This window comes from Pseudomonas sp. GW456-L12, from assembly GCF_059424045.1.
The window spans coordinates 26,745-49,715 of sequence record NZ_JBWKZA010000030.1 but is presented as its reverse complement, the minus strand read 5'-3'; the positions used below and the strand labels follow the sequence as shown (position 1 = coordinate 49,715).

At 62.8% G+C, this 22,971-nt stretch carries 17 protein-coding genes; 15 read left to right on the top strand and 2 right to left on the bottom strand.

Going from position 1 to position 22,971, the window contains the following annotated elements; all coding sequences use genetic code 11:
• The first annotated feature begins 76 nt into the window (after positions 1 to 76).
• From AC07Y9_RS26665 to AC07Y9_RS26600, 14 genes are all read left to right on the top strand, one after another.
• On the top strand, positions 77 to 253 hold the full coding sequence (locus AC07Y9_RS26665; protein WP_003176118.1) for a hypothetical protein: 177 nt from the start codon (positions 77 to 79) through the stop codon (positions 251 to 253).
• Entirely contained in the window at positions 237 to 3,191 is a 2,955-nt protein-coding gene (locus tag AC07Y9_RS26660; protein WP_173679815.1) for a sensor histidine kinase, read from the top strand. Before AC07Y9_RS26665 ends, AC07Y9_RS26660 begins: the two co-directional genes overlap by 17 nt.
• 22 nt (positions 3,192 to 3,213) lie before the next feature.
• Positions 3,214 to 4,644: a sigma-54-dependent transcriptional regulator gene (locus AC07Y9_RS26655; protein ID WP_102681313.1), complete on the top strand. Its 1,431-nt coding sequence runs from the start codon at positions 3,214 to 3,216 to the stop codon at positions 4,642 to 4,644.
• A 734-nt stretch (positions 4,645 to 5,378) separates the two neighbouring features.
• Positions 5,379 to 6,782, top strand: coding sequence for a polynucleotide adenylyltransferase PcnB (locus AC07Y9_RS26650; RefSeq protein WP_102681312.1), 1,404 nt, complete (start codon positions 5,379 to 5,381; stop codon positions 6,780 to 6,782).
• A gap of 4 nt (positions 6,783 to 6,786) precedes the next feature.
• Positions 6,787 to 7,266, top strand: coding sequence for a 2-amino-4-hydroxy-6-hydroxymethyldihydropteridine diphosphokinase (gene folK / locus AC07Y9_RS26645; RefSeq protein ID WP_102690510.1), 480 nt, complete (start codon positions 6,787 to 6,789; stop codon positions 7,264 to 7,266).
• A 236-nt stretch (positions 7,267 to 7,502) separates the two neighbouring features.
• A complete protein-coding gene (panB, locus tag AC07Y9_RS26640; RefSeq protein WP_007924658.1) occupies positions 7,503 to 8,303 on the top strand; it encodes a 3-methyl-2-oxobutanoate hydroxymethyltransferase in 801 nt (266 codons plus the stop codon).
• Complete coding sequence (gene panC, locus AC07Y9_RS26635) at positions 8,300 to 9,154, top strand: pantoate--beta-alanine ligase (RefSeq protein ID WP_102681311.1); 855 nt, start codon at positions 8,300 to 8,302, stop codon at positions 9,152 to 9,154. Before panB ends, panC begins: the two co-directional genes overlap by 4 nt.
• Positions 9,155 to 9,263: 109 nt before the next feature.
• Positions 9,264 to 9,644 carry an aspartate 1-decarboxylase gene (gene panD, locus AC07Y9_RS26630; RefSeq protein ID WP_007924662.1) on the top strand — a complete coding sequence of 127 codons (381 nt, stop codon included), beginning with the start codon at positions 9,264 to 9,266 and terminating at the stop codon, positions 9,642 to 9,644.
• 240 nt (positions 9,645 to 9,884) lie between these two features.
• Positions 9,885 to 11,549: a glucose-6-phosphate isomerase gene (gene pgi, locus AC07Y9_RS26625; RefSeq protein WP_007924664.1), complete on the top strand. Its 1,665-nt coding sequence runs from the start codon at positions 9,885 to 9,887 to the stop codon at positions 11,547 to 11,549.
• Between the two features lie 172 nt (positions 11,550 to 11,721).
• Positions 11,722 to 13,659, top strand: coding sequence for an acetate--CoA ligase (gene acs / locus AC07Y9_RS26620; RefSeq protein WP_102681310.1), 1,938 nt, complete (start codon positions 11,722 to 11,724; stop codon positions 13,657 to 13,659).
• 39 nt (positions 13,660 to 13,698) lie between these two features.
• On the top strand, positions 13,699 to 14,565 hold the full coding sequence (locus AC07Y9_RS26615) for an oxygenase MpaB family protein (RefSeq protein ID WP_102681309.1): 867 nt from the start codon (positions 13,699 to 13,701) through the stop codon (positions 14,563 to 14,565).
• A gap of 150 nt (positions 14,566 to 14,715) precedes the next feature.
• Complete coding sequence (locus AC07Y9_RS26610; RefSeq protein ID WP_053260538.1) at positions 14,716 to 15,894, top strand: acetyl-CoA C-acetyltransferase; 1,179 nt, start codon at positions 14,716 to 14,718, stop codon at positions 15,892 to 15,894.
• Between the two features lie 184 nt (positions 15,895 to 16,078).
• Complete coding sequence (locus AC07Y9_RS26605; protein ID WP_102681561.1) at positions 16,079 to 17,095, top strand: class I SAM-dependent rRNA methyltransferase; 1,017 nt, start codon at positions 16,079 to 16,081, stop codon at positions 17,093 to 17,095.
• A gap of 113 nt (positions 17,096 to 17,208) precedes the next feature.
• Entirely contained in the window at positions 17,209 to 20,127 is a 2,919-nt protein-coding gene (locus AC07Y9_RS26600; protein ID WP_102681560.1) for a DUF748 domain-containing protein, read from the top strand.
• A gap of 202 nt (positions 20,128 to 20,329) precedes the next feature.
• On the opposite strand, the gene AC07Y9_RS26595 is transcribed toward AC07Y9_RS26600, so the two are convergent.
• Together AC07Y9_RS26595 and AC07Y9_RS26590 are read right to left on the bottom strand one after the other, a co-directional pair.
• Positions 20,330 to 20,686 (bottom strand): BON domain-containing protein, encoded by a 357-nt coding sequence (locus AC07Y9_RS26595; RefSeq protein ID WP_009045666.1) that lies wholly within the window; start codon positions 20,684 to 20,686, stop codon positions 20,330 to 20,332.
• A 286-nt stretch (positions 20,687 to 20,972) separates the two neighbouring features.
• On the bottom strand, positions 20,973 to 21,389 hold the full coding sequence (locus AC07Y9_RS26590; protein WP_007924673.1) for a pilin: 417 nt from the start codon (positions 21,387 to 21,389) through the stop codon (positions 20,973 to 20,975).
• Positions 21,390 to 21,752: 363 nt separating this feature from the next.
• On the opposite strand from AC07Y9_RS26590, the gene AC07Y9_RS26585 reads away from it, so the two are divergent.
• Positions 21,753 to 22,970, top strand: coding sequence for a type II secretion system F family protein (locus tag AC07Y9_RS26585; protein ID WP_102681369.1), 1,218 nt, complete (start codon positions 21,753 to 21,755; stop codon positions 22,968 to 22,970).
• Position 22,971: the final 1 nt, after the last annotated feature.

Below are 22,971 nucleotides of genomic sequence, written 5' to 3'. Positions count from 1 at the left end.
GCCCCTTGCAGGTTGGCGCCCATCCGTTACCATCGCCGCACGTTTTCGGGCACGCACACAATAAAGAGAGGCCGAGATGTACATCTATCGCTTGGTCCTGCTGCTGGTAGTGGGGATCTATCTGTTCTCCCCCGCCATCATGGATTGGTGGATCGATGCTACGGGCGCCTGGTATCGCCCGTATCTGCTCTGGCTGATCCTGATCGTCGTGACCTTCATCCTGCAGAGCCAAAAAGATGCCGATGAGCTTTAGCCTGACCCAGATGATCCTGATCAGCGCCGCGTACCTGCTGGTGCTGTTCGGGGTGGCCTGGATCAGCGAACGCGGCATGATCCCGCGCTCGATCATCCGCCACCCGCTGACCTACACCCTGTCCCTCGGGGTCTACGCCAGCGCCTGGGCCTTTTATGGCACGGTCGGCCTGGCCTATCAGTACGGCTACGGTTTCCTTTCCAGTTATCTCGGGGTTTCCGGCGCCTTCCTGCTGGCGCCGGTGCTGCTTTACCCGATCCTAAAAATCACCCGCACCTACCAACTGTCGTCGCTGGCCGACCTGTTCGCCTTCCGTTTTCGCAGCACCTGGGCCGGCGCGCTGACCACGGTGATCATGCTGGTCGGGGTATTGCCGCTGCTGGCCCTGCAGATCCAGGCAGTCGCGGACTCCATCGGTATCCTCACCCGCGAGCCGGTGCAGCACCGGGTGGCCCTGAGTTTCTGCGCGCTGATCACCCTGTTCACCATCTTCTTCGGCTCCCGGCACATCGCCACCCGGGAAAAACACGAAGGCCTGGTGTTCGCCATCGCCTTCGAGTCGGTGATCAAGCTGATCGCCATTGGTGGCGTCGGCCTCTATGCCCTGTACGGTGTGTTCGATGGGCCGCAACAGCTGGAACTCTGGCTGCTGCAGAACCAGACCGCCCTCGCCGCCCTGCACACGCCATTGCAGGAAGGGCCCTGGCGCACCCTGCTGCTGGTGTTCTTCGCCTCGGCGATCGTGATGCCGCACATGTACCACATGACTTTCACCGAGAACCTCAACCCGCGCTCGCTGGTCAGCGCCAGCTGGGGCCTGCCGCTGTTCCTGTTGCTGATGAGCCTGGCGGTGCCGCTGATCCTCTGGGCCGGCTTGAAACTGGGCGCCACCACCAACCCCGAATACTTCACCCTCGGCATCGGCATCGCCGCCAACAAACCGGCATTGGCCTTGATGGCCTATATCGGTGGGCTTTCCGCCGCCAGCGGCCTGATCATTGTCACCACCCTGGCGCTGTCGGGGATGGCCCTCAACCATCTGGTGCTGCCGCTGTATCAGCCACCGGCCGAAGGCAACATCTACCGCTGGCTGAAATGGACCCGCCGCGCTCTGATCGTGGCCATCATCATGGCCGGCTATGCCTTCTACCTGCTGCTGGGGGCCGAACAGGACCTGGCCAACCTCGGCATCGTGGCCTTTGTCGCGACCCTGCAGTTCCTCCCCGGCGTACTCTCGGTGCTGTACTGGCCGACCGCCAACCGGCGCGGCTTCATCGCCGGGCTGATGGCCGGGACGCTGGTGTGGCTGGTGACCATGTTGCTGCCGTTGATCGGCAACTTGCAGGGCTTCTATATACCGCTACTGAACATGATCTATGTGCTGGACGACACCAGCTGGCACATGGCGGCCATCGCCTCGCTGGCCGCCAACGTCCTGATGTTCACCCTGATTTCGCTGTTCACCAACGCCAGCTCCGAAGAAGCCAGCGCCGCCGAAGCCTGCGCGGTGGACAACGTGCGCCGGCCGCAACGTCGCGAACTGCATGCCGCTTCGCCCCAGGAGTTCGCCACCCAGCTGGCCAAGCCCCTGGGTGCCAAGGCCGCGCAGAAGGAAGTCGAGCAGGCGCTGCGCGACCTCTACCTGCCCTTCGACGAGCGCCGCCCCTATGCCCTGCGCCGCTTGCGCGACCGTATCGAGGCCAACCTGTCCGGCCTGATGGGCCCCAGCGTGGCCCAGGACATGGTGGAAACCTTCCTGCCCTACAAGGCCGGCGGCGAAAACTATGTGACCGAAGACATTCACTTCATCGAAAGCCGGCTCGAGGACTACCACTCGCGCCTGACCGGCCTGGCCGCCGAGCTCGACGCCTTGCGCCGCTACCACCGCCAGACCTTGCAGGAGCTGCCGATGGGTGTCTGCTCCCTGGCCAAGGACCAGGAAATCCTCATGTGGAACAAGGCCATGGAAGAGCTCACCAGCATTCCGGCGCAGCATGTGGTCGGTTCGCGCCTGAGCACCATCGCCGATCCTTGGAGAGAGCTGTTGCAAGGCTTCATCAACATCCCCGATGAACATCTGCATAAACAGCACCTGGCCCTCGACGGCCAGACCCGCTGGCTGAACCTGCACAAGGCCGCCATCGACGAACCCCTGGCCCCGGGCAACAGCGGCCTGGTGCTGCTGGTAGAAGACCTGACCGAAACCCAGATGCTCGAAGACAAGCTGGTGCATTCCGAGCGGCTGGCCAGCATCGGCCGCCTGGCCGCCGGCGTGGCCCACGAAATCGGCAACCCGATCACCGGTATCGCCTGTCTGGCGCAGAACCTGCGCGAAGAGCGCGAAGAAGACGGCGAACTCACCGAAATCAGCGGCCAGATCCTCGAGCAGACCAAGCGGGTATCGCGCATCGTCCAGTCGCTGATGAGCTTCGCCCACGCCGGCAGCCACCAGCACAACGACGAAGTCGTGTGCCTGGCCGAGGTGGCGCAGGATGCCATTGGTCTGCTGGCGCTGAACCGGCGCAACTTCGAAGTGCAATTCTTCAACCTGTGCGATCCGGACCACTGGGTCGACGGCGACCCGCAGCGGCTCGCCCAGGTACTGATCAACCTGCTATCCAATGCCCGCGACGCCTCACCGGCGGGCAGCGCGGTACGGGTCAAGAGCGAGGCCGGCGAACACACGATCGACCTGATCGTCGAAGACGAAGGCAGCGGCATCCCCTCGAGCATCATGGATCGACTGTTCGAACCCTTCTTCACCACCAAGGATCCTGGCGAGGGCACCGGACTGGGCCTTGCACTGGTCTATTCCATCGTTGAAGAGCATTATGGACAAATCACCATCGACAGCCCGGCTGACACCGAAAGCCAACGCGGCACCCGTATCCGGGTGACTTTACCGCGTCATGTCGAAGCGACGTCCGCTGTGAACTGAGACCGTCGAGAGAATCGAATCAATGCCGCACATTTTGATCGTCGAAGACGAAACAATTATCCGCTCCGCCTTGCGCCGCCTGCTGGAACGCAACCAGTACCAGGTCAGCGAAGCCGGTTCCGTGCAGGAAGCACAAGAGCGTTTCAGCATTCCCACGTTCGACCTGATCGTCAGCGACCTGCGCCTGCCGGGCGCCCCCGGCACCGAACTGATCAAGCTCGGCCAGGGCACCCCGGTGCTGATCATGACCAGCTACGCCAGCCTGCGCTCGGCGGTCGACTCGATGAAGATGGGCGCGGTGGACTACATCGCCAAGCCTTTCGACCACGACGAAATGCTCCAGGCCGTGGCGCGCATCCTGCGCGACCGCCAGACCGCGCAAAGCAGCCCCAACGAGCGGCCGGCCGCCAAGCCGGGCAACGGTGCGGACAAATCCAGCGCCAGCAACGGTGAAATCGGCATCATCGGCTCCTGCCCACCGATGCAGGATCTGTACAGCAAGATCCGCAAGGTCGCCCCGACAGACTCCAATGTACTGATCCAGGGTGAGTCCGGGACCGGCAAGGAACTGGTAGCCCGCGCCCTGCACAACCTGTCCAAGCGTGCCAAGGCGCCAATGATCTCGGTGAACTGCGCGGCCATTCCGGAAACCCTGATCGAGTCCGAGCTGTTCGGACATGAAAAAGGCGCCTTCACCGGTGCCAGCGCCGGGCGCGCCGGCTTGGTGGAAGCGGCGGACGGCGGCACCCTGTTCCTCGACGAAATCGGCGAACTGCCACTCGAAGCCCAGGCCCGCCTGTTGCGTGTGCTGCAGGAAGGCGAGATTCGCCGGGTCGGTTCGGTGCAATCGCAGAAGGTCGATGTGCGCCTGATCGCCGCGACCCACCGCGACCTCAAGAGCCTGGCCAAGATCGGCCAGTTCCGTGAAGACCTGTATTACCGCCTGCACGTGATTGCCCTGAAACTGCCAGCCCTGCGCGAGCGCGGCGCCGACGTCAACGAAATCGCCAATGCCTTCCTCGCCCGTCAAAGCGCGCGCGTGGGCCGCACTGATCTGAAGTTCGCTCCGGACGCCGAGCAAGCCATTCGTCACTACTCGTGGCCAGGTAACGTTCGCGAACTGGAAAACGCCGTCGAGCGCTCGGTCATCCTGTGCGAAAGCCCGGAAATCTCCGCCGAGCTGCTGGGTATCGATATCGAACTGAGCGATCTGGAAGACGACGAATTCATCGGCCTGGCGCCCCAGGCCGCCAACGCCAACAACAGCAGCCACGAGCCGACCGAAGACCTGTCGCTGGAAGACTACTTCCAGCATTTCGTCCTCGAGCACCAGGACCATATGACCGAAACCGAACTGGCGCGCAAACTGGGCGTCAGCCGCAAATGCCTATGGGAACGCCGCCAGCGCCTGGGCATCCCACGGCGCAAGACCGGGGTCGCCAGCGAAAGCTGAAGTCCGGCGGTAACGGGTTGCGGGTAACACGCGACCTTGTGAAAAAACTGTTACCTCAGTCATTTCACGTAACAAAAGCCGGGGCTTAAGGTAACGAAGCCCCGGCTTTTTTTCGCCCGCGAGAACTTCAACACCACGCCTAACCCCTTGTTTTACTGGGCTTCGCAAAAGTTGGCACGGCACCTGCTATATGTTTGGTACAAGAACAATAACAAGCAATGCATAAGACAATAAAAATAAGACGAATCGACTCACGCACAATAAAAACAACACGGCGGAGGCGCAGCTAACTGATTCTTTTGGAGAGGCGTTGTCATTGGGGCTTGCCCCACAACCAGGCCGAGAACAACAAAAACTGCCCTAAGGCAGAGCCTGAACTGGTTGGATCATCGATCATTGCAACACAGCGACCAAAGCAATCCGTTTGCTCTTGGCTCCCGATTGGGAGGGTCATCCTGGGTTAACCAGGTGACAAGGGCGTTAAACAAAAACAAAAAGCCCGAAACCAATAATAAAAATAGAGCACGCAAACACTTCTGGGGGAGCTTCGGCTCCCCTTGTGGTTTCCGCGATTGCGACTTTACTGACGCAAAGCCCCGCCAACCCGCATTCCAAAGCCCCGCGCACGACTCGCCGCAGCTTCCTACACCATCCCCCGACTAAATGCTAGAATCCCCGCCCATCATGCGGTCATTCTTCGTTATGGCCGAACATTCCTTCAAACAGTGCATCCCATGCTGAAGAAGTTGTTCCAGTCATTCCGTTCTCCCTTGCGTCGTACGCAACACAAACGCAGCACGCCTGAAGTGCTCAACAGCAGCCAACACTCGCTGCAACGCGCCCAGTTCAGCCGTTATGCGGTGAACATCGTCGAACGCCTGCAGAACGCCGGCTACCAGGCCTACCTGGTCGGCGGTTGCGTGCGCGACATGTTGCTCAATATCACCCCCAAGGATTTCGACGTTGCCACCAGCGCCACGCCGGAACAGGTGCGGGCCGAATTCCGCAATGCACGGATCATCGGCCGTCGGTTCAAGCTGGTGCATATCCACTTCGGTCGCGAAATCATCGAGGTCGCGACCTTCCGCGCCAATCACCCGCAAAACGATGAAGAGGAAGACAGCAACCAATCCTCGCGCAACGAAAGCGGGCGCATCCTGCGCGACAACGTGTACGGCACCCTCGAAGAGGACGCCCAGCGCCGCGACTTCACCATCAACGCCCTGTATTACGATCCGGTCAGCGAACGCATCCTCGATTACGCCAACGGCGTGCACGACATTCGCAATCACCTGGTCCGCCTGATCGGCGATCCACGCCAGCGCTACCAGGAAGACCCGGTACGCATGCTGCGGGCTGTGCGCTTCGCCGCCAAGCTGGATTTCGGCATCGAGAAACACACTGCCACACCGATCCGCGACCTGGCCCCCATGCTGCGGGAAATCCCCTCGGCGCGTCTGTTCGAGGAAGTGCTCAAGCTGTTCCTGTCCGGCCATGCCGCCGACACCTTCGAGATGCTGGTCGACCTGCAACTGTTCGATCCGCTGTTCCCGGCCAGCGCCGAGGCACTGGAGTACAACCCGACCTACACCCATACGCTGATCAGCGAAGCCCTGGTCAATACCGACCTGCGCATCAAGCAGAACAAGCCGGTAACCCCAGCCTTCCTGTTCGCCGCGCTGCTGTGGCCTGCCTTGCCAGCTCGCGTGCTGCACCTTCAGGAACGCGGCATGCCGCCGATTCCGGCGATGCAGGAAGCCGCTCACGAATTGATCAGCGAACAGTGCCAGCGCATCGCCATTCCAAAACGCTTCACCATGCCGATCCGCGAAATCTGGGACATGCAGGAACGTCTGCCACGCCGCAGCGGCAAGCGCGCCGATCAACTGCTGGACAACCCGCGGTTCCGCGCCGGCTATGACTTCCTGCTGCTGCGTGAAAGCGCCGGCGAACAGACCGATGGCCTGGGCGAATGGTGGACCGACTATCAGGACGCCAACGAAGCCGGTCGCCGCGACATGATTCGCGATCTGAGCGGCAAGGACGAAGCCGGCACAGGTCCGCGCAAGCGTCGCCGCAGCAGTGGCGCCAAACGCAAACGCGCCACCGCCGGCGCACCGAGCGCTTCCGGCGAATAACCCGATGGAACGCATCTACATCGGCATGGGCAGCAACCTGGCTGCCCCGGCAGAGCAATTGCGCAGCGCGATCGACGCCCTGGCGCAGTTGCCGCACAGCCAACTGGCGGGGGTCTCGGCCTTCTATCAAAGCGATTCCCTGCTGCCCGGCCAACCGCGTTACACCAACGCCGTGGCCGCCCTGGACAGCAGCCTCGCGCCCCTCGAACTGCTGGACGCGCTGCAAGCCATCGAAAACGGCCAGGGCCGCGAGCGTCTCGAACGTTGGGGGCCACGCACCCTGGACCTGGACATCCTGCTGTTCGGCGATCGACTGATCGACGAACCGCGGCTCAAGGTCCCGCATTACCATATGCAGGCCCGGGCCTTCGTCCTCTATCCCCTGGCCGAACTGGCCCCCATCGACCTGCAACTGGCCGACGGCCGCCACCTGCGCGATCTGCTCGCCGCCTGCCCATTTGTCGGCCTGGAACGCCTGGCCTGACTGCTGAAACGCATCAGTTACGGCGGTAACACTCACGCCGTAACAATGCGGTAACACATGCAATTGACTTCCCGAGTTCTCCTCACGACTATAGGCGTCCCGTTGCCGCCAACCCGGCGTTACAGGGCGCAATCCAGGCCTTATAAGCACGACAACAGACCGTGCGCCTGTATAGATAAGAATCACGCGCGTTACTCGCAGCAGTTTCCAGAGCGCCTGAATGAGGACCTTTTTTCATGCCAGACATCACCCTGACCACCCTGCAAGGCCTCAAGCAGAAAGGTGAAAAAATCACCATGCTGACCTGCTATGACGCGACCTTCGCCCACACCTGTTGCCAGGCTGGCGTTGAAGTACTGCTGGTGGGCGACTCCCTCGGCATGGTCTTGCAAGGGCACGACAGCACACTGCCGGTCACTACCGCCGAGATGGCCTACCACGTCGCCGCGGTCAAACGCGGTAACAGTGGCGCCCTGATCCTCGCCGACCTGCCGTTCATGGCCTACGCCACCACCGAACAGGCCCTGAACAACAGCGCCCAGTTGATGCAGGCCGGTGCGCACATGATCAAGGTCGAAGGCGCGCTCTGGCTGGCGGAGTCCATCCGCCTGCTGGCCGAACGCGGTATCCCGGTCTGCGCCCACATGGGCCTGACCCCGCAATCGGTGAACATCCTCGGCGGCTACAAGGTCCAGGGCCGTAACGAAAACCAGGCCCGGCAGATGCGTGCCGACGCCATCGCCCTGGAAGCGGCGGGCGCAGCGATGCTGCTGCTCGAATGCGTGCCGAGCGAACTGGCGGCGGAAATCACCCAGGCGGTGAAGATTCCGGTGATCGGCATCGGTGCCGGCAGCGGCACCGACGGTCAGGTGCTGGTTCTGCACGACATGCTGGGCCTGTCCCTGAGCGGTCGCGCGCCGAAGTTCGTGAAGAACTTCATGGCCGGCCAGGAAAGCATCCAGGCCGCCCTGAGCGCCTACGTCAATGAAGTCAAGGCCGTGACCTTCCCAGGCGCCGAACACGGGTTTTCTGCATGAATACTGTAAAAACCGTACGTGAACTGCGTGCCGCCGTGGCCCGTGCCCGCAGCGAGGGCAAGCGCATCGGCTTCGTACCGACCATGGGTAACCTGCACAGCGGTCATTCGGCCCTGGTGACCAAGGCGGCCCAGCGGGTGGATTTCGTGGTGGCGAGCATTTTCGTCAACCCGCTGCAGTTCGGCGCCGGCGAAGACCTCGACAAGTACCCGCGGACCCTGGCCGCCGACCAGGAAAAGCTCCTGCAAGCCGGTTGCCATCTGCTGTTCGCCCCGACCGTCGAAGAGATGTACCCCGACGGCATGGACGGCCAGACCCGGGTCAGCGTGCCGCAGCTCTCCGAAGGCCTGTGCGGCGCCAGCCGTCCCGGGCATTTCGAAGGAGTGGCCACGGTGGTCAGCAAGCTGTTCAACATGGTGCAGCCGGACCTTGCGGTCTTCGGCCAGAAGGACTTCCAGCAACTGGCGGTGATCCGCGCCCTGGTGCATGACCTGAACATGCCGATCCAGATCATCGGCGAGCCCACCGTACGTGCCGCCGACGGCCTCGCGCTGTCGTCGCGCAACGGCTACCTGAGCGAGGAACAACGTGCCATCGCCCCCGCGATCTATCGTGGCCTGACTCAGATCGCCGAGGCCATCAGCCAGGGCGAGCGGGACTATCCAAAGCTGCTGGACGAGCAAAGACGAGTGCTCGAAGCCGCAGGTTTGCGCCCCGATTACCTGGAAATCCGCCATGCCCGGACCCTGCGCCCGGCCACCGCGCAAGACCGCGACCTGGTGATCCTGGCGGCGGCCTATCTGGGCGCTACCCGCCTGATCGACAACCTGCATCTGGACCTCGACGCCTAGGTTCCAAGGGCCGATTGCCCGAAGCCCGACCTTCGGGCAAACTGCCGCCGCCCGGGGCCTGCAGCGATGCTGCGGGCCCTGTTCGAGGACCTGACCGAGAGAACCACTCATGCACGCCATCATGCTCAAGGCCAAGCTGCATCGCGCCGAAGTCACCCACGCTGTGCTCGACTACGAAGGCTCCTGCGCCATCGACGGCGAATGGCTGGACTTGTCCGGTATCCGTGAGTACGAACAGATCCAGATCTACAACGTCGACAATGGCGAACGCTTCACCACCTACGCCATTCGTGGCGAGGAAGGCTCGCGCATGATCTCGGTCAACGGCGCCGCCGCACACAAGGCCAAGGTCGGCGACCGGGTGATCATCTGCGCTTACGCTCACTACAGCGAAGCCGAACTGCTCAACTTCAAGCCACGCATGCTCTATATGGCGCCGGGCAACGAGCTGAGCCACACCAGCCATGCCATCCCAGTTCAGGTCGCCTGAACCCCAGTCATTCTCACCCCCCTGAAATCCCGTTCGTGCGCGGCTCTGAGGCGCCGGTGTAAAAAAGTACCGGCCGCAGGTCAGACAAAGCCAAGACAGATCAGCACGCGAGAGTTACTGTTATCGCCCTGCGTGCTTAATCGTGTCAGCGCAGGTTTGACCGAACGTTATTCTTCGAGCAGGACGTTCCGGGCTTTTCAGTGTCCAACAGGCAGTTCAAGTAAAAGGAAAACCGCAGCGATGGCGTACTACCGCACTCCTCACGACGTTACCGCTCTGCCCGCCTGGCAAGCGTTGAATGACCACCGCCAGGCCATGCAGGATTTCAGCATGCGCGAGGCCTTCAATGCCGACCCGCAGCGCTTTCATCAATTCAGCCTCAGCGGCTGTGGGCTTTTTCTCGATTACTCGAAGAACCTGATCACCTCCGAAACCCGCAACCTGCTGGTGGGCCTGGCCAACGAAGCCGGCCTGCAGGACGCGATCAAGGCGTTGTTCGCCGGTGAGCTGGTCAACTCTTCCGAAGGCCGTCCGGCCCTGCACACCGCCCTGCGCCGCCCAGTGGGCGACAAGCTGTCGGTCAACGGCGTCAACGTGATGCCGGAAGTGCACAAGGTGCTGAACCAGATCACCGAGCTGGTCGGGCGCATCCATGACGGCCTGTGGCGTGGCTACACCGAAAAGCCGATCACCGACGTGGTGAACATCGGCATCGGCGGCTCCTTCCTCGGCCCGGAGCTGGTGTCCGAAGCCCTGTTGTCCTACGCCCAGAAAGGCGTGCGTTGCCATTACCTGGCCAATATCGACGGCAGCGAGTTCCATGAGCTGTCCTCGAAGATCCGCGCCGAAACCACGCTGTTCATTGTCTCGTCGAAGTCCTTCAATACCCTGGAAACCCTGAAGAACGCCCAGGCCGCACGCGCCTGGTACCTGGCTCAGGGCGGCTCCGAGGCCGAGCTGTATCGCCACTTCATCGCAGTGTCGAGCAACAACGCCGCCGCGGTGGCCTTCGGCATCCGCGAAGAGAACATCTTCCCGATGTGGGACTGGGTCGGCGGGCGTTACTCGCTGTGGTCGGCCATCGGCCTGCCGATCGCCCTGGCCATCGGCATGTCCAACTTCAAGGAACTGCTGTCCGGTGCCTACACCATGGACCAGCACTTCCAGACCGCGCCGTTCGAGCAGAACATGCCGGTTCTCCTGGCCCTCCTGGGCGTGTGGTACGGCAACTTCTGGGGCGCGCAAAGCCACGCGATCCTGCCGTACGACCACTACCTGCGCAACATCACCAAGCACTTGCAGCAGCTGGACATGGAATCCAACGGCAAGAGCGTGCGCCAGGACGGCACGCCGGTTTCCACCGACACCGGCCCGGTGATCTGGGGTGGCGTGGGCTGCAACGGCCAGCACGCGTACCACCAGTTGTTGCACCAGGGCACCCAGCTGATTCCGGCCGACTTCATCGTGCCGATCGTCAGCTTCAACCCGGTCGCCGACCATCACCAGTGGCTGTACGCCAACTGCCTGTCGCAAAGCCAGGCGCTGATGCTTGGCAAGACGCGCGCCGAGGCCGAGGCCGAGCTGCGTGAAAAAGGCCTGAGCGAGGCCGAAGTCCAGAAGCTGGCACCGCACAAGGTGATCCCCGGCAACCGCCCGAGCAACACCCTGGTGGTCGAGCGCATCAGCCCGCGCCGCCTGGGCGCACTGGTGGCGATGTACGAACACAAGGTCTTCGTGCAGAGCGTGATCTGGGGCATCAACGCCTTTGACCAATGGGGCGTGGAGCTGGGCAAGGAGCTGGGCAAGGGCGTCTACAACCGTCTGGTCGGCAGCGAAGAAACCCCGGCCGAGGATGCTTCGACCCAGGGCCTGATCAACTACTTCCGCGGTCGCCACCGCGGCTGATAGCCCGCTGAAATCCCCCTTCGCGAACCGGCCCACTGCTGTGCAAACCCCTTCCATTGCATAGCAGCGGGCCGATTCGCGATCGGTCGCCCAAGACCGCCCTCCCCTTGAACCCCTTCCGATCAAGGCGCATCTTTATTACTTGTCGCTAAAACAAGAATAAGGAACCGTCATGTTCGATATCAGCATGTTCCCCCAAGCCGATGCCGTCCGCCGGGCCGCACAACTGAGTCAGGACGACTACCAGCGGCTGTACCGCGAATCCATCGAGCACCCCAGTACCTTCTGGGCTGAACAGGCCACCCGCTTTCTCGACTGGAGCGCTCCCTGGCAAACCGTGCAGCGCTACGACCTGAAAACCGGCGCCGCCAGCTGGTTCGCCGGCGGCCAGTTGAACGTCAGCTACAACTGCATCGACCGCCATCTGGAAAAACGCGGCGATCAGGTAGCAATCATCTGGGAAGGCGACGACCCTACCGAGTCGCTGCAAATCACCTACAAGAAACTCCATCACTACGTCTGCCGCCTGGCCAACGTCCTGAAAAGCCGCGGCGTGAAAAAAGGCGACCGGGTGTGCATCTACATGCCGATGATCCCCGAGGCGGCCTACGCCATGCTCGCCTGCACCCGTATCGGTGCGGTGCACTCGGTGGTCTTTGGCGGATTTTCCCCGGACGCGCTGCGCGACCGCATTCTCGACGCCGACTGCCGCACCGTGATCACCGCTGACGAAGGGGTGCGCGGCGGCAAGTTCGTGCCCTTGAAAAACAACGTCGACAAGGCCCTGCAAAGCTGCCCGAACGTCAGCACCGTGGTGGTGATCGAGCGCACCCAGAACCCGGTGAACTGGGTCGAAGGCCGCGACCTCTGGTATCACCAGGCCCTGCGCGACGTCGAAGACGACTGCCCGCCGCAACCGATGGACGCCGAGGACCCGCTGTTCATCCTCTACACCTCCGGCAGCACCGGTAAACCCAAAGGCGTGCTGCACACCACCGGCGGCTACTTGCTGCAAGCGGCGATGACCTTCAAATACGTACTGGACTACCGCGAAGGCGAAGTCTTCTGGTGCACCGCCGACGTCGGCTGGGTCACCGGCCACAGCTACATCGTCTACGGCCCGCTGGCCAATGGCGCGACCACCCTGATCTTCGAGGGCGTGCCCAGTTATCCGAGCAGTTCGCGCTTCTGGGAGGTCATCGACAAGCACCGGGTGAACATCTTCTACACCGCCCCCACCGCATTGCGGGCGCTGATGCGCGAAGGCCCCGAGCCGCTGCAACACACCTCGCGCAGCAGCCTGCGCCTGCTGGGCACTGTCGGCGAGCCGATCAACCCGGAAGCCTGGGAATGGTATTTCAATAGCGTCGGCGAGCAGCGCTGCCCGATCGTCGATACCTGGTGGCAGACCGAAACCGGCGGCATCATGCTCAGCCCGCTGGTCAGCGCCAGCTACATCAAGCCGGGCTGTGCCACCCGCCCGATGTTCGGCGTGCAACCGGTGCTGCTGGATGAGCACGGCAAGGAAATCAACGGCGCCGGCAGCGGCATCCTGGCGATCAAGGCCAGTTGGCCGGCGCAGATCCGCAGCGTCTACGGCGACCCGCAGCGCATGGTCGAGACCTATTTCAAACCCTACCCGGGCTACTACTTCACCGGCGATGGCGCGCGGCGCGATGAAGACGGCGACTACTGGATCACCGGACGCATCGACGACGTGATCAATGTGTCCGGGCATCGCATCGGCACCGCCGAAGTCGAGAGCGCCCTGGTCCTGCACGACAGCATCGCCGAGGCTGCGGTGGTCGGCTATCCCCACGACCTCAAGGGCCAGGGCATCTATGCCTTTGTCACCCCGATGAACGGCGTCGAGCCCAGCGAAGAACTGAAGAAGGAACTGTTGAGCCTGGTCAGTAGCGAGATCGGCAGTTTCGCCAAGCCGGAACTGATCCAGTGGGCGCCGGCCTTGCCGAAAACCCGCTCGGGCAAGATCATGCGGCGTATCCTGCGCAAGATCGCCTGCAACGAGCTCGACAGCCTGGGCGATACCTCGACCCTGGCCGACCCGAGCGTGGTCGAGGGCCTGATCGATAAACGCCTGAACCTCTGAGCGGGGCCTCGGGCCTCAACCAAGGAACAGCCAAGCGGTATGGAATTCATTCGCAGTCGTATCGAAACCCAGGTGATGAGCCTGGGTGGCCTGTCGCTGGGCCAGCTCGACCTGGACAACCCCAAGGGCGACCCGGGCCTGTTCGGCCCGGACGCCATCTGCTGGCAGGTACATGGCGATTTCAGCAGCATGCTGATCGGTGGTATCAGCGCCTTGCTGATGCAGGCCCTGCACCCACTGGCCCTGGCCGGGGTCTGGGATCACTCGAACTTCCGGGAAGACATGATCGGGCGCCTGCGGCGCACCGCACAGTTCATTTCCGGCACCACCTTCGGCTCGCGCCAGGATGCCGAATGGCTGATCGACAAGGTGCGCACCATTCACCTGCAGATCGTCGGCCATGCGCCAGATGGCCGGCCGTACGCCGCCAGCGATCCGCAACTGCTGACCTGGGTGCATGTGGCCGAGGTCAGCAGCTTTCTGGCGGCGCACCTGCGTTATCGCAACCCGCACCTGTCGCCTGCCGACCAGGACCGTTACTACGGGGAAGTCGCGCTGATCGCCGAGCGTCTTGGCGCCACTGATGTGCCGCGCTCGCGTCGGGCCGTGGCGGATTACCTGGCACGGATGCGCCCACAGCTGCTCTGCGATGAACGCAGCCGCGAGGTGCTGCGTTTGCTCTTGGCGGCACCTGCCCCCAGCCGCCTGGCCAAGCCATTTGGCTCGTTGATGATGCAGGCCGGCATCGACCTGCTGCCCGACTGGGCCAGCGACATGCTCGGCGTCAACCAGGGTCTGCTGCAACGCCAGCTGATCCGCGCCAGCGTCAACCGCAGTGCGCCGATGCTGCGCTGGGCGGTACGCAACGGCTCGATACATCGCGCACGCCGGCGCATGGGCCTGTAATACCCGACCGGGCGAACAGAACGCGACCCACCGGTTCGCGATTGGCGACGTCGCGACCTTCTATGCAACCATGATTTTCCAAGTTCTCGCGCGTCGGCCCCCTCCTATCACCACCGACCGATGCCGCCAATGACAATGAGGATTCGCGCCATGCAAGACGTCGTAATCGTTGCCGCCACCCGCACCGCGGTCGGCAGTTTCCAGGGTTCGCTGGCGACCATCCCCGCGGTCGATCTGGGGGCCGCGGTGATCCGCCAGCTGCTGGCCCAGACCGGCCTGGACGGCGCCCAGGTCGATGAAGTGATCATGGGCCAGGTGCTCACCGCCGGCGCCGGGCAGAACCCGGCGCGCCAGGCCGCGATCAAGGCCGGCCTGCCCCACGCCGTGCCGGCGCTGACCCTGAACAAGGTCTGCGGCTCCGGCCTCAAGGCCCTGCACCTGGGCGCCCAGGCGATCCGCTGCGGCGACGCCGAGGTGATCATCGCCGGCGGCCAGGAGAACATGAGCCTGGCCAATTACGTGCTGCCCGGTGCCCGCACCGGTCTGCGCATGGGTCACAGCCAGATCGTCGATAGCATGATCAGCGACGGCCTGTGGGACGCCTTCAACGACTACCACATGGGCATCACCGCCGAGAACCTGGTGGACAAATACGCCATCAGCCGCGAAGCCCAGGACGCCTTCGCCGCCGCCTCGCAGCAGAAGGCCGTGGCCGCCATCGAGGGCGGGCGCTTCGTCGATGAGATCACCCCGATCCTGATTCCCCAGCGCAAGGGCGAGCCCGTGGCCTTCGCCACCGACGAACAACCGCGCGCCGGCACCACCGCCGAATCCCTGGGCAAGCTCAAGCCGGCCTTCAAGAAGGACGGCACGGTCACCGCCGGCAACGCCTCGTCGCTGAACGACGGCGCCGCCGCGGTGATCCTGATGAGCGCCGCCAAGGCCCGGGCCCTGGGCCTGCCGGTGCTGGCGAAGATCGCCGCCTACGCCAACGCCGGGGTCGACCCGGCGATCATGGGCATCGGCCCGGTGTCGGCCACCCGTCGTTGCCTGGACAAGGCCGGCTGGTCCCTGGAGCAATTGGACCTGATCGAAGCCAACGAAGCCTTCGCCGCCCAGGCGCTGTCGGTGGGCAAGGAACTAGGTTGGGACGCGAGCAAGGTCAACGTAAACGGCGGCGCCATCGCCCTCGGCCACCCGATCGGCGCCTCGGGCTGCCGAGTGCTGGTGACCCTGCTGCACGAGATGCTCAAGCGCGATGCCAAAAAAGGCCTGGCCACCCTGTGCATCGGTGGCGGCCAGGGCGTGGCATTGGCCATCGAACGCTGATCACAATCCCCTTGTAGGAGCGGCCGGTCGACGCTCGATTGCTCGCGATGGACCTCAACGGTAACGCGGTCTGCCTGGTGCATCGCGGTGTTGCGGCCGATCTTTCGCGAGCAAGCTCGCTCCTACACAGAGGACAAAACGAAACTGGTAGACTGCCCCGCCCAATCATCCGCAAGGCGCCCGCATGTCTTCCTTGAATCAGGCGCTGCGCGCCGCCCTCGATCATCGCCAGGACCTGCTCGTCGAGCTGCATCAGCAAGGCACCGACTGCTATCGGCTGTTCCATGGCAGCCAGGAAGGCGCCGGGGGCCTGACCATCGATCGTTACGGCCCGCAGCTGCTGGTGCAAAGCTTTCACCAGACGCTGGAACGCGATGCCTTGCTGCAATTGCACGAGACCGTCCAGGAGCAACTGGGCCTGGACACCCTGCTGGTCTACAACGACCGCTCCCGGGGCAACTCACGCATCGACCGCGAGGACTCGGTTTACCGCGCCGAAGAAGAGGCGCTCAAAGACCTGGTCGGTCACGAATGGGGCTTGAACTACCGGGTACGCGGTCGCCATGCCGGCCAGGACCCGCTGCTGTTTCTCGACCTGCGCAACGCCCGTGGCTGGGTCAAGGCCCACAGCGCCGGCAAGAGCGTGCTGAACCTGTTCGCCTATACCTGTGGCGTCGGCCTGAGTGCCGCGGCAGGCGGTGCCCGCGAGGTGTGCAACCTGGACTTCGCCGAGGGCAACCTGGCGGTCGGCCGCGAGAACGGCCAGCTCAATCCGCAATTGCCGGCCATGCAGTTCGTGCAATCGGATTACTTCCCGGCGATCCGGCAACTGGCCGGCCTGCCCATCAGCCAGCGCCGTGGACAAAAGCTGCCCAGCTACCCACGCCTGGAACAGCGCCAGTACGACCTGGTGCTGCTCGACCCGCCGGCCTGGGCCAAGAGTGCATTCGGCACCGTCGACCTGCTGCGCGACTATCAGAGTCTGCTCAAGCCTGCCCTGCTGGCCACCGCCGACAATGGCGTGCTGATCTGCTGCAACAACCTGGCGAAAGTCACGCTGGACGACTGGCGCGAACAGGTGCTGCGCTGTGCCGAAAAAGCCGGTCGCCCGGTACGCGAATGGCAGGTGCTGACACCCGCTCGTGACTTCCCGTCCATGGACCAGCAACCGCCGCTCAAGACCCTGATCCTGCATCTGTGATCTGTTGCGAGGAATCTGAACAATCCTGTTTGCGACCGTCATGGGATTGTTTCGGAACCGGAAACGCATGCCATACTCCAACGCACTTCCGATTCAGATAGATGAAGCCTCGCATGTCCAAAGGATTGATCCGCGCTATCGGCGCCTTGTTGACCGCTCTCGCCCTGTACAGCCTGTTGGGCTTTCTGATTTTGCCGGGCATCGCCTTGCGAGTGGCCAATCAACAGTTGGCCAACTACGCGACGGTACCGGCAAAGATCCAGCGCATCGAACTCAACCCGTTCAGTCTCGAACTGACGCTCTGGGGCCTGAATATCGGTGAGCCGGGGAAGGAGCAGGTGGCCTTCGAACGTCTCTACGCCAACCTGCAACTGGACAGCCTCTGGACCCGCGCGCTGCACCTGGCCGATATCGAGCTGGACAAACCCAAGAGCGAGATCCTGTTCGCCAAGGACGGCAAGCTCAACCTGCTGGGCCTGTTCAACCTGCCCGCCAGCGAACCCACTCCGGACGACCCCGAAGCCAAACCGTTCCCCCTGCGTATCGGGCGCATCAAGCTGGCGGGCGGTTATGTGCACTTCCAGGACGCGCGGCCCAGCGAGCCCATCGATTTCCTCTACGACAAACTCGATCTCGAGCTGAAGAACCTCAGCACCCTGCCCGATGACAGTGCCGACATGACCCTGGTCGCCGCGGGCCCCGCGGGCGGTCAGATCGATTGGAGCGGCAATTTCAGCCTGACGCCAATCGCCTCCGAAGGCACCCTGAAAGTCACCGACGGCCAGATGAAAGCCTGGTGGCCCTATGTCCGCGACGCACTGCCCCTGGTCCTCGAAGACGGCGTGCTGAACCTCAACACCCGCTACAAGCTAAACCTGTCCAAGGAAACCGAACTGCTGCTCAGCGATGCCTCGGTCAGCGTCGCGCCCTTCGCCATCAAGGCTCCGGACGGTCGGCCGCTGGCCCGCCTGGAGCGCCTGGACGTCAGTGAAACCACGGTCGACCTGGCCAAGCAGCAAGTGGTGGTCGGCAAGATCCGCAGCCAGAAACTGGAAACCTGGGCCGCCCTGGAGGCCGATGGCCAACTGGACTGGCAGAAACTGTTCGCCAGCCAGCCGGCCAAACCGGCTGCCAAGCCCGCTCCGGCCGCCGCCGATACTCCGCCGGCTCCCGCTCCGGCGCCGAGCAAACCCTGGCAGGTGCTGCTCAAGGACGTGCAACTGCGCAATTACCAGGTGCACCTGGCGGACCGTCAGGCCAAGCCGGCCGTGGCCCTGGAGGTCGGCCCGCTGAACGTCGACGTGCAGAACTTCGACAGCCTCAACCAGTCGCCTTTCAACCTCAAGCTCGACACCGAAGTGGGCAAACAGGGCAAGATCCTCGCCAACGGCGTGGTCAACCTGCAACCGGTGACCGCCAAGCTGGCGGTGCAGACCAAGGACATCGACCTGCGGGTCGCCCAGTCCTACATCAGCCCGTTCATTCGCCTGGAGCTGCGCAGCGGCATGCTCGGCAGCGACCTGGCGGTGGACCTGAAAAACATCGATCCCCTGACATTCAGCGTGACTGGCCGCGCACAGGTCGACCAGTTGCACACCCTGGACACCCTGAAAACCCGCGATTTCGTGAAATGGCAGCAACTGGTGCTCGAAGGCCTGAACTATCAGCACGGCGACAGCCTGACGATCAACAAGGTCAACCTGATGCAGCCCTATGCGCGCTTCATGATCAACGATGACCGCACCACCAACATCGATGACCTGCTGATCCCGCAACCGGCCGACAGCGCGCCGAAAGGCGCAGCCAAGCCGGCCGCCAAGGAAAAACCCCTCGGCATCCATATCGGCCAGATCGCCATCAACGACGGTTCGGCCAACTTCGCCGACTTCAGCCTGACCCCCAACTTCGCCACGGCCGTCCAGCAACTCAATGGCCAGATCGGCACCATCGACAGCCGCCAGGCAAAACCGGCCAGCGTCGATATCAAGGGCAAGGTCGACCGTTATGCGCCGGTCACCATCAAGGGCAGCGTGAACCCCTTCGATCCAATGGCCGCACTGGACATCGCCACCAGCTTCAAACGCGTCGAACTGACCAACCTGACCCCCTACTCCGGCAAGTTCGCCGGCTACCGCATCCGCAAGGGCCGGCTCAACCTCGACCTGCACTACGTCATCACCAACGGCCAGCTCAAGGCCGAAAACAAAGTGGTGGTCGAACAACTGGAGCTGGGGGAAAAAGTCGACAGCCCGGATGCCGTGAGCCTGCCACTGAAACTGGCGGTCGCCTTGCTCAAGGATGTCGACGGCAAGATCTCCATCGAACTGCCGGTGACGGGCGATCTGAACAACCCGCAGTTCAGCGTCATGCCGATTGTCTGGCAGACCCTGCGCAACCTGATCGTCAAGGCTGCCGCGGCACCGTTCAAACTGATTGGCGGGCTGGTCGCGGGTGGCGGTTCGGAAGACTTGGGCAGTGTCTCGTTCGCCCCGGGCTCGAGTGACTTGAGCCCGGAATCGGAAGCAACGCTGGTCAAGCTGTCCAATGCGCTCAAGGAACGTCCGGCCCTGCGCCTGGAGATCGAAGGCACCGCCGCGCAGAGCAGCGATGGCCCGCTGATCGCCGAGCAACGCCTGGAGCGGGAATACCAGTACAACTACTACAAGATGCTCCAGCGTCGCGGCGACAAGGTGCCGGCCCAGGCGTCGCTGCTGGAAGTACCGGAGAAAGAGAAAGCCCCGCTGCTGGAAGGCATCTATCGCACACGCCTCAAGACCCAGCCACCGGCCGAATGGAAGGACCTGGGCAAGGAAGAGCGCACCGCGAAAATGCGTGAAGGCGTGATCAAGTTCTGGAGTGGCAGCGATGTGCTGTTGCGCCAGTTGGGCCAGGAACGGGCCAGCAGCATCAAGGACTTCCTGGTGGACAAGGGCCAGCTGGCGGACGACCGGGTCTACTTCATCGATGCCAACCTTGGCCAGGCCGAAAGCGATGGTCGGGTCATTACCCCCATGCACCTGGACGCCGAATAATCCCCCTCCCCGCCGCCCCGGAAACGGGTCGGCCCGGCGGTTTCCCCCGCCATAAACAGAACAGGCCCCGACACACTGTGCCGGGGCCTGTTCTGTTTACAAAAGGAGCCACTTCCCTGTGGCCATTCGCATGAACCTTCAAGGAAGCGGTAGATGAATCCTCTACCGCATCTTCTCCCTGTCCAGGAAAGAAGCTTGAGGCTTAGTCGGTTTTCAAACCGTCAGCCGATACTGCCTTCACGCCTTTGATGTTCTTGGCGATGTTGACTGCGGTTTCTTTCTGCGCCGCGGTCAGAGCAGTGGTGGAGGACAGGGAAACCACACCCTTGTTGGTTTCGACCTTGATGTCGGTACCAGGAATGCCTTTTTCAGTTACGAGATCCGCTTTGACTTTGGTGGTGATCCAGGTGTCGGAAGTGGCTTCCTTGGCCTTGGTCACTTCACCCGCCGCGAGCACCATTGGCGCCTGAGTAGCTTGAGTGGTCTGGGCAAATGCGACGTTAGCCATGGTCAGGGTCAGAGCGGTAGCAGTTGCAGCAGCGATAGCGAACTTCTTCATACGAGTAACTCCTGTTCTTCTGGAAAACCTGCTCCAAGTCCTGGCAGCAGGGTTACTTAAGTAGATTGCAGGCGTTATGCCAAGTTCAGAAAAACAATAAAACCCTTAAATATCAATGAATTACAAATCCACCCAAGCACTCGCGGTCATGCAAAATGCATGACCGGCGAATAATCTGCATGCAAGTTGCACTTCCCAGGCGAGCTAACTTCCTGAATTCTCGATACTTTCCCCAAGGGCGCGCTGGCGCGTGGCGTTTCACGCGCCGAGCAAGCGAGAACCGGGCTCAGCTGCCGCTGGCGGTGCAGCCTTTGGGGGAGTAGTCCGCGGGGACAGTGGTGGTGCAGACCCAGCCATCGGCCGTGGTGCGGGTCAGGGTGACGGTCTTGTTCAGCACCGGTGCCGGTGCATTGAGGATGGTGCAGCCGATTGTTCCCGCTCCGGTCGAGGCGGAACCCGCAGCGGTCATGGTGCAGTTCGACGTTGCCGCCTTGCCCCCCACCAGCTCCAGGGTCGGATCGCTGCCCTGGTTCAGCACGTCCTCGAAGTTGACCTTCAGCGCCGAGGCTTCAGCCAACGCCGCGGTGACCTTGGCCCGCGCCTGGTATTTGGAATACAGCGGCATGGCAAAGGTGGCCAGGATGCCGATGATCGCCACGACGACCAACAGCTCGATCAAGGTAAAACCTTTCTGATACTTCATCTATCTGCTCCAAGCAGGGGATATCCAGGGGTCTGGGCACTCACCACACAGCCATAGCACAGCCTGTGCCAGCGCCTGCGCCCCGGCTGAACGGGGCTTTAGCGGCGCGGAGCTGCGGCAGTGAGCGCCAGAAGTCGCACTATCTGACACTTTTTGTCAGCCAAGTGCCCTGGGCCGGTCGTCGTGACGGGCTACGCTGTCATTCGATCATCGATTGCATTCACTGCCCGCCCCATCCAAGGAACGTATCGGGCCATTCAAACTCTATGAGCCGGACGCCGCGCCCCGCGCAGCGGTCCACTCGCTAACGCACAGGGCACTGCCGGCCCTGAGGACATCCATCACAACCCGGGACTCGACACCATGGCGGTCAAAGCAGCAAAAGTCAGTGTTTACCTGTGGGAAGGCACCGACAGGCAAGGCAGCAAACTGCGCGGCGAATTGAGCGGCCATACCCCCTCGCTGATCAGGGCCCAGTTGCGCAAGCAAGGCATCAACCCGGCCAGGGTCAGGAAGAAGTCCAACTCGCTGTTGCAGCGCACGCCCCCGATCAAGGCCCGCGACATCAGCCTGTTCACCCGGCAACTGGCGACCCTGATCAAGGCCGGCGTACCACTGCTGCAATCGTTCGACATCATTGCCGAGGGCTTCGATAACCCGAACATGCGCAAACTGATGGGCGAGCTGAAACAGGACATCGCCGCCGGCAGCAGCTTCACCAGCGCGCTGCGCAAGAGGCCGCGGTACTTCGACGAGCTGTACTGCAGCCTGGTGGATGCCGGCGAACAGGCCGGGGCCCTGGAAACCCTGCTGGAGCGGGTGGCGACCTACAAGGAAAAAAGCGAAAACCTCAAGACGCGGATCCGCAAGGCCATGACTTATCCCCTGGCGGTGATCTGCGTGGCGCTGGTGGTGACGGGGATCCTGCTGGTCAAGGTGGTGCCGCAATTCCAGTCGATGTTCCAGGGCTTCGGCGCGCAATTGCCGGTGTTCACGCAACTGGTCATCGCCCTCTCGGAATTCGTGCAGCACTGGTGGTGGCTGCTGGTGGGCGCGCTGTTGCTCAGTGTGTTCGGCCTGCGCCATGCCCGCCGGCGCTCACCACGCTTTCGCCACTGGCTGGACGTGGGCCTGCTGAAACTGCCGTTGGTAGCGCCACTGATGTACAAGTCCGCGGTGGCCCGCTACGCCCGCACCTTGTCCACCACTTTCGCCGCCGGAGTGCCGCTGGTGGAAGCCCTGGGCTCGGTGGCCGGGGCCACCGGCAACCAGGTGTTCAAGCAAGCGGTGAACCGCATCAGGCAGGACGTGGCGACCGGCATGCAGTTGCATTTTTCCATGCGCGCATCCGGCATCTTTCCCGGCATGGCCATCCAGATGACCGCCATCGGTGAAGAGTCCGGGGCCCTGGACGGCATGCTGGAAAAGGTCGCGATCCATTATGAGGAAGAGGTCGATACCCTGGTCGACACCCTGAGCAGTCTCATGGAACCCGTGATCATGGTAGTTTTGGGCACCCTCGTCGGCGGCCTGGTGGTTGCCATGTACTTACCCATCTTCCAACTCGGCACAGCGATCTGAA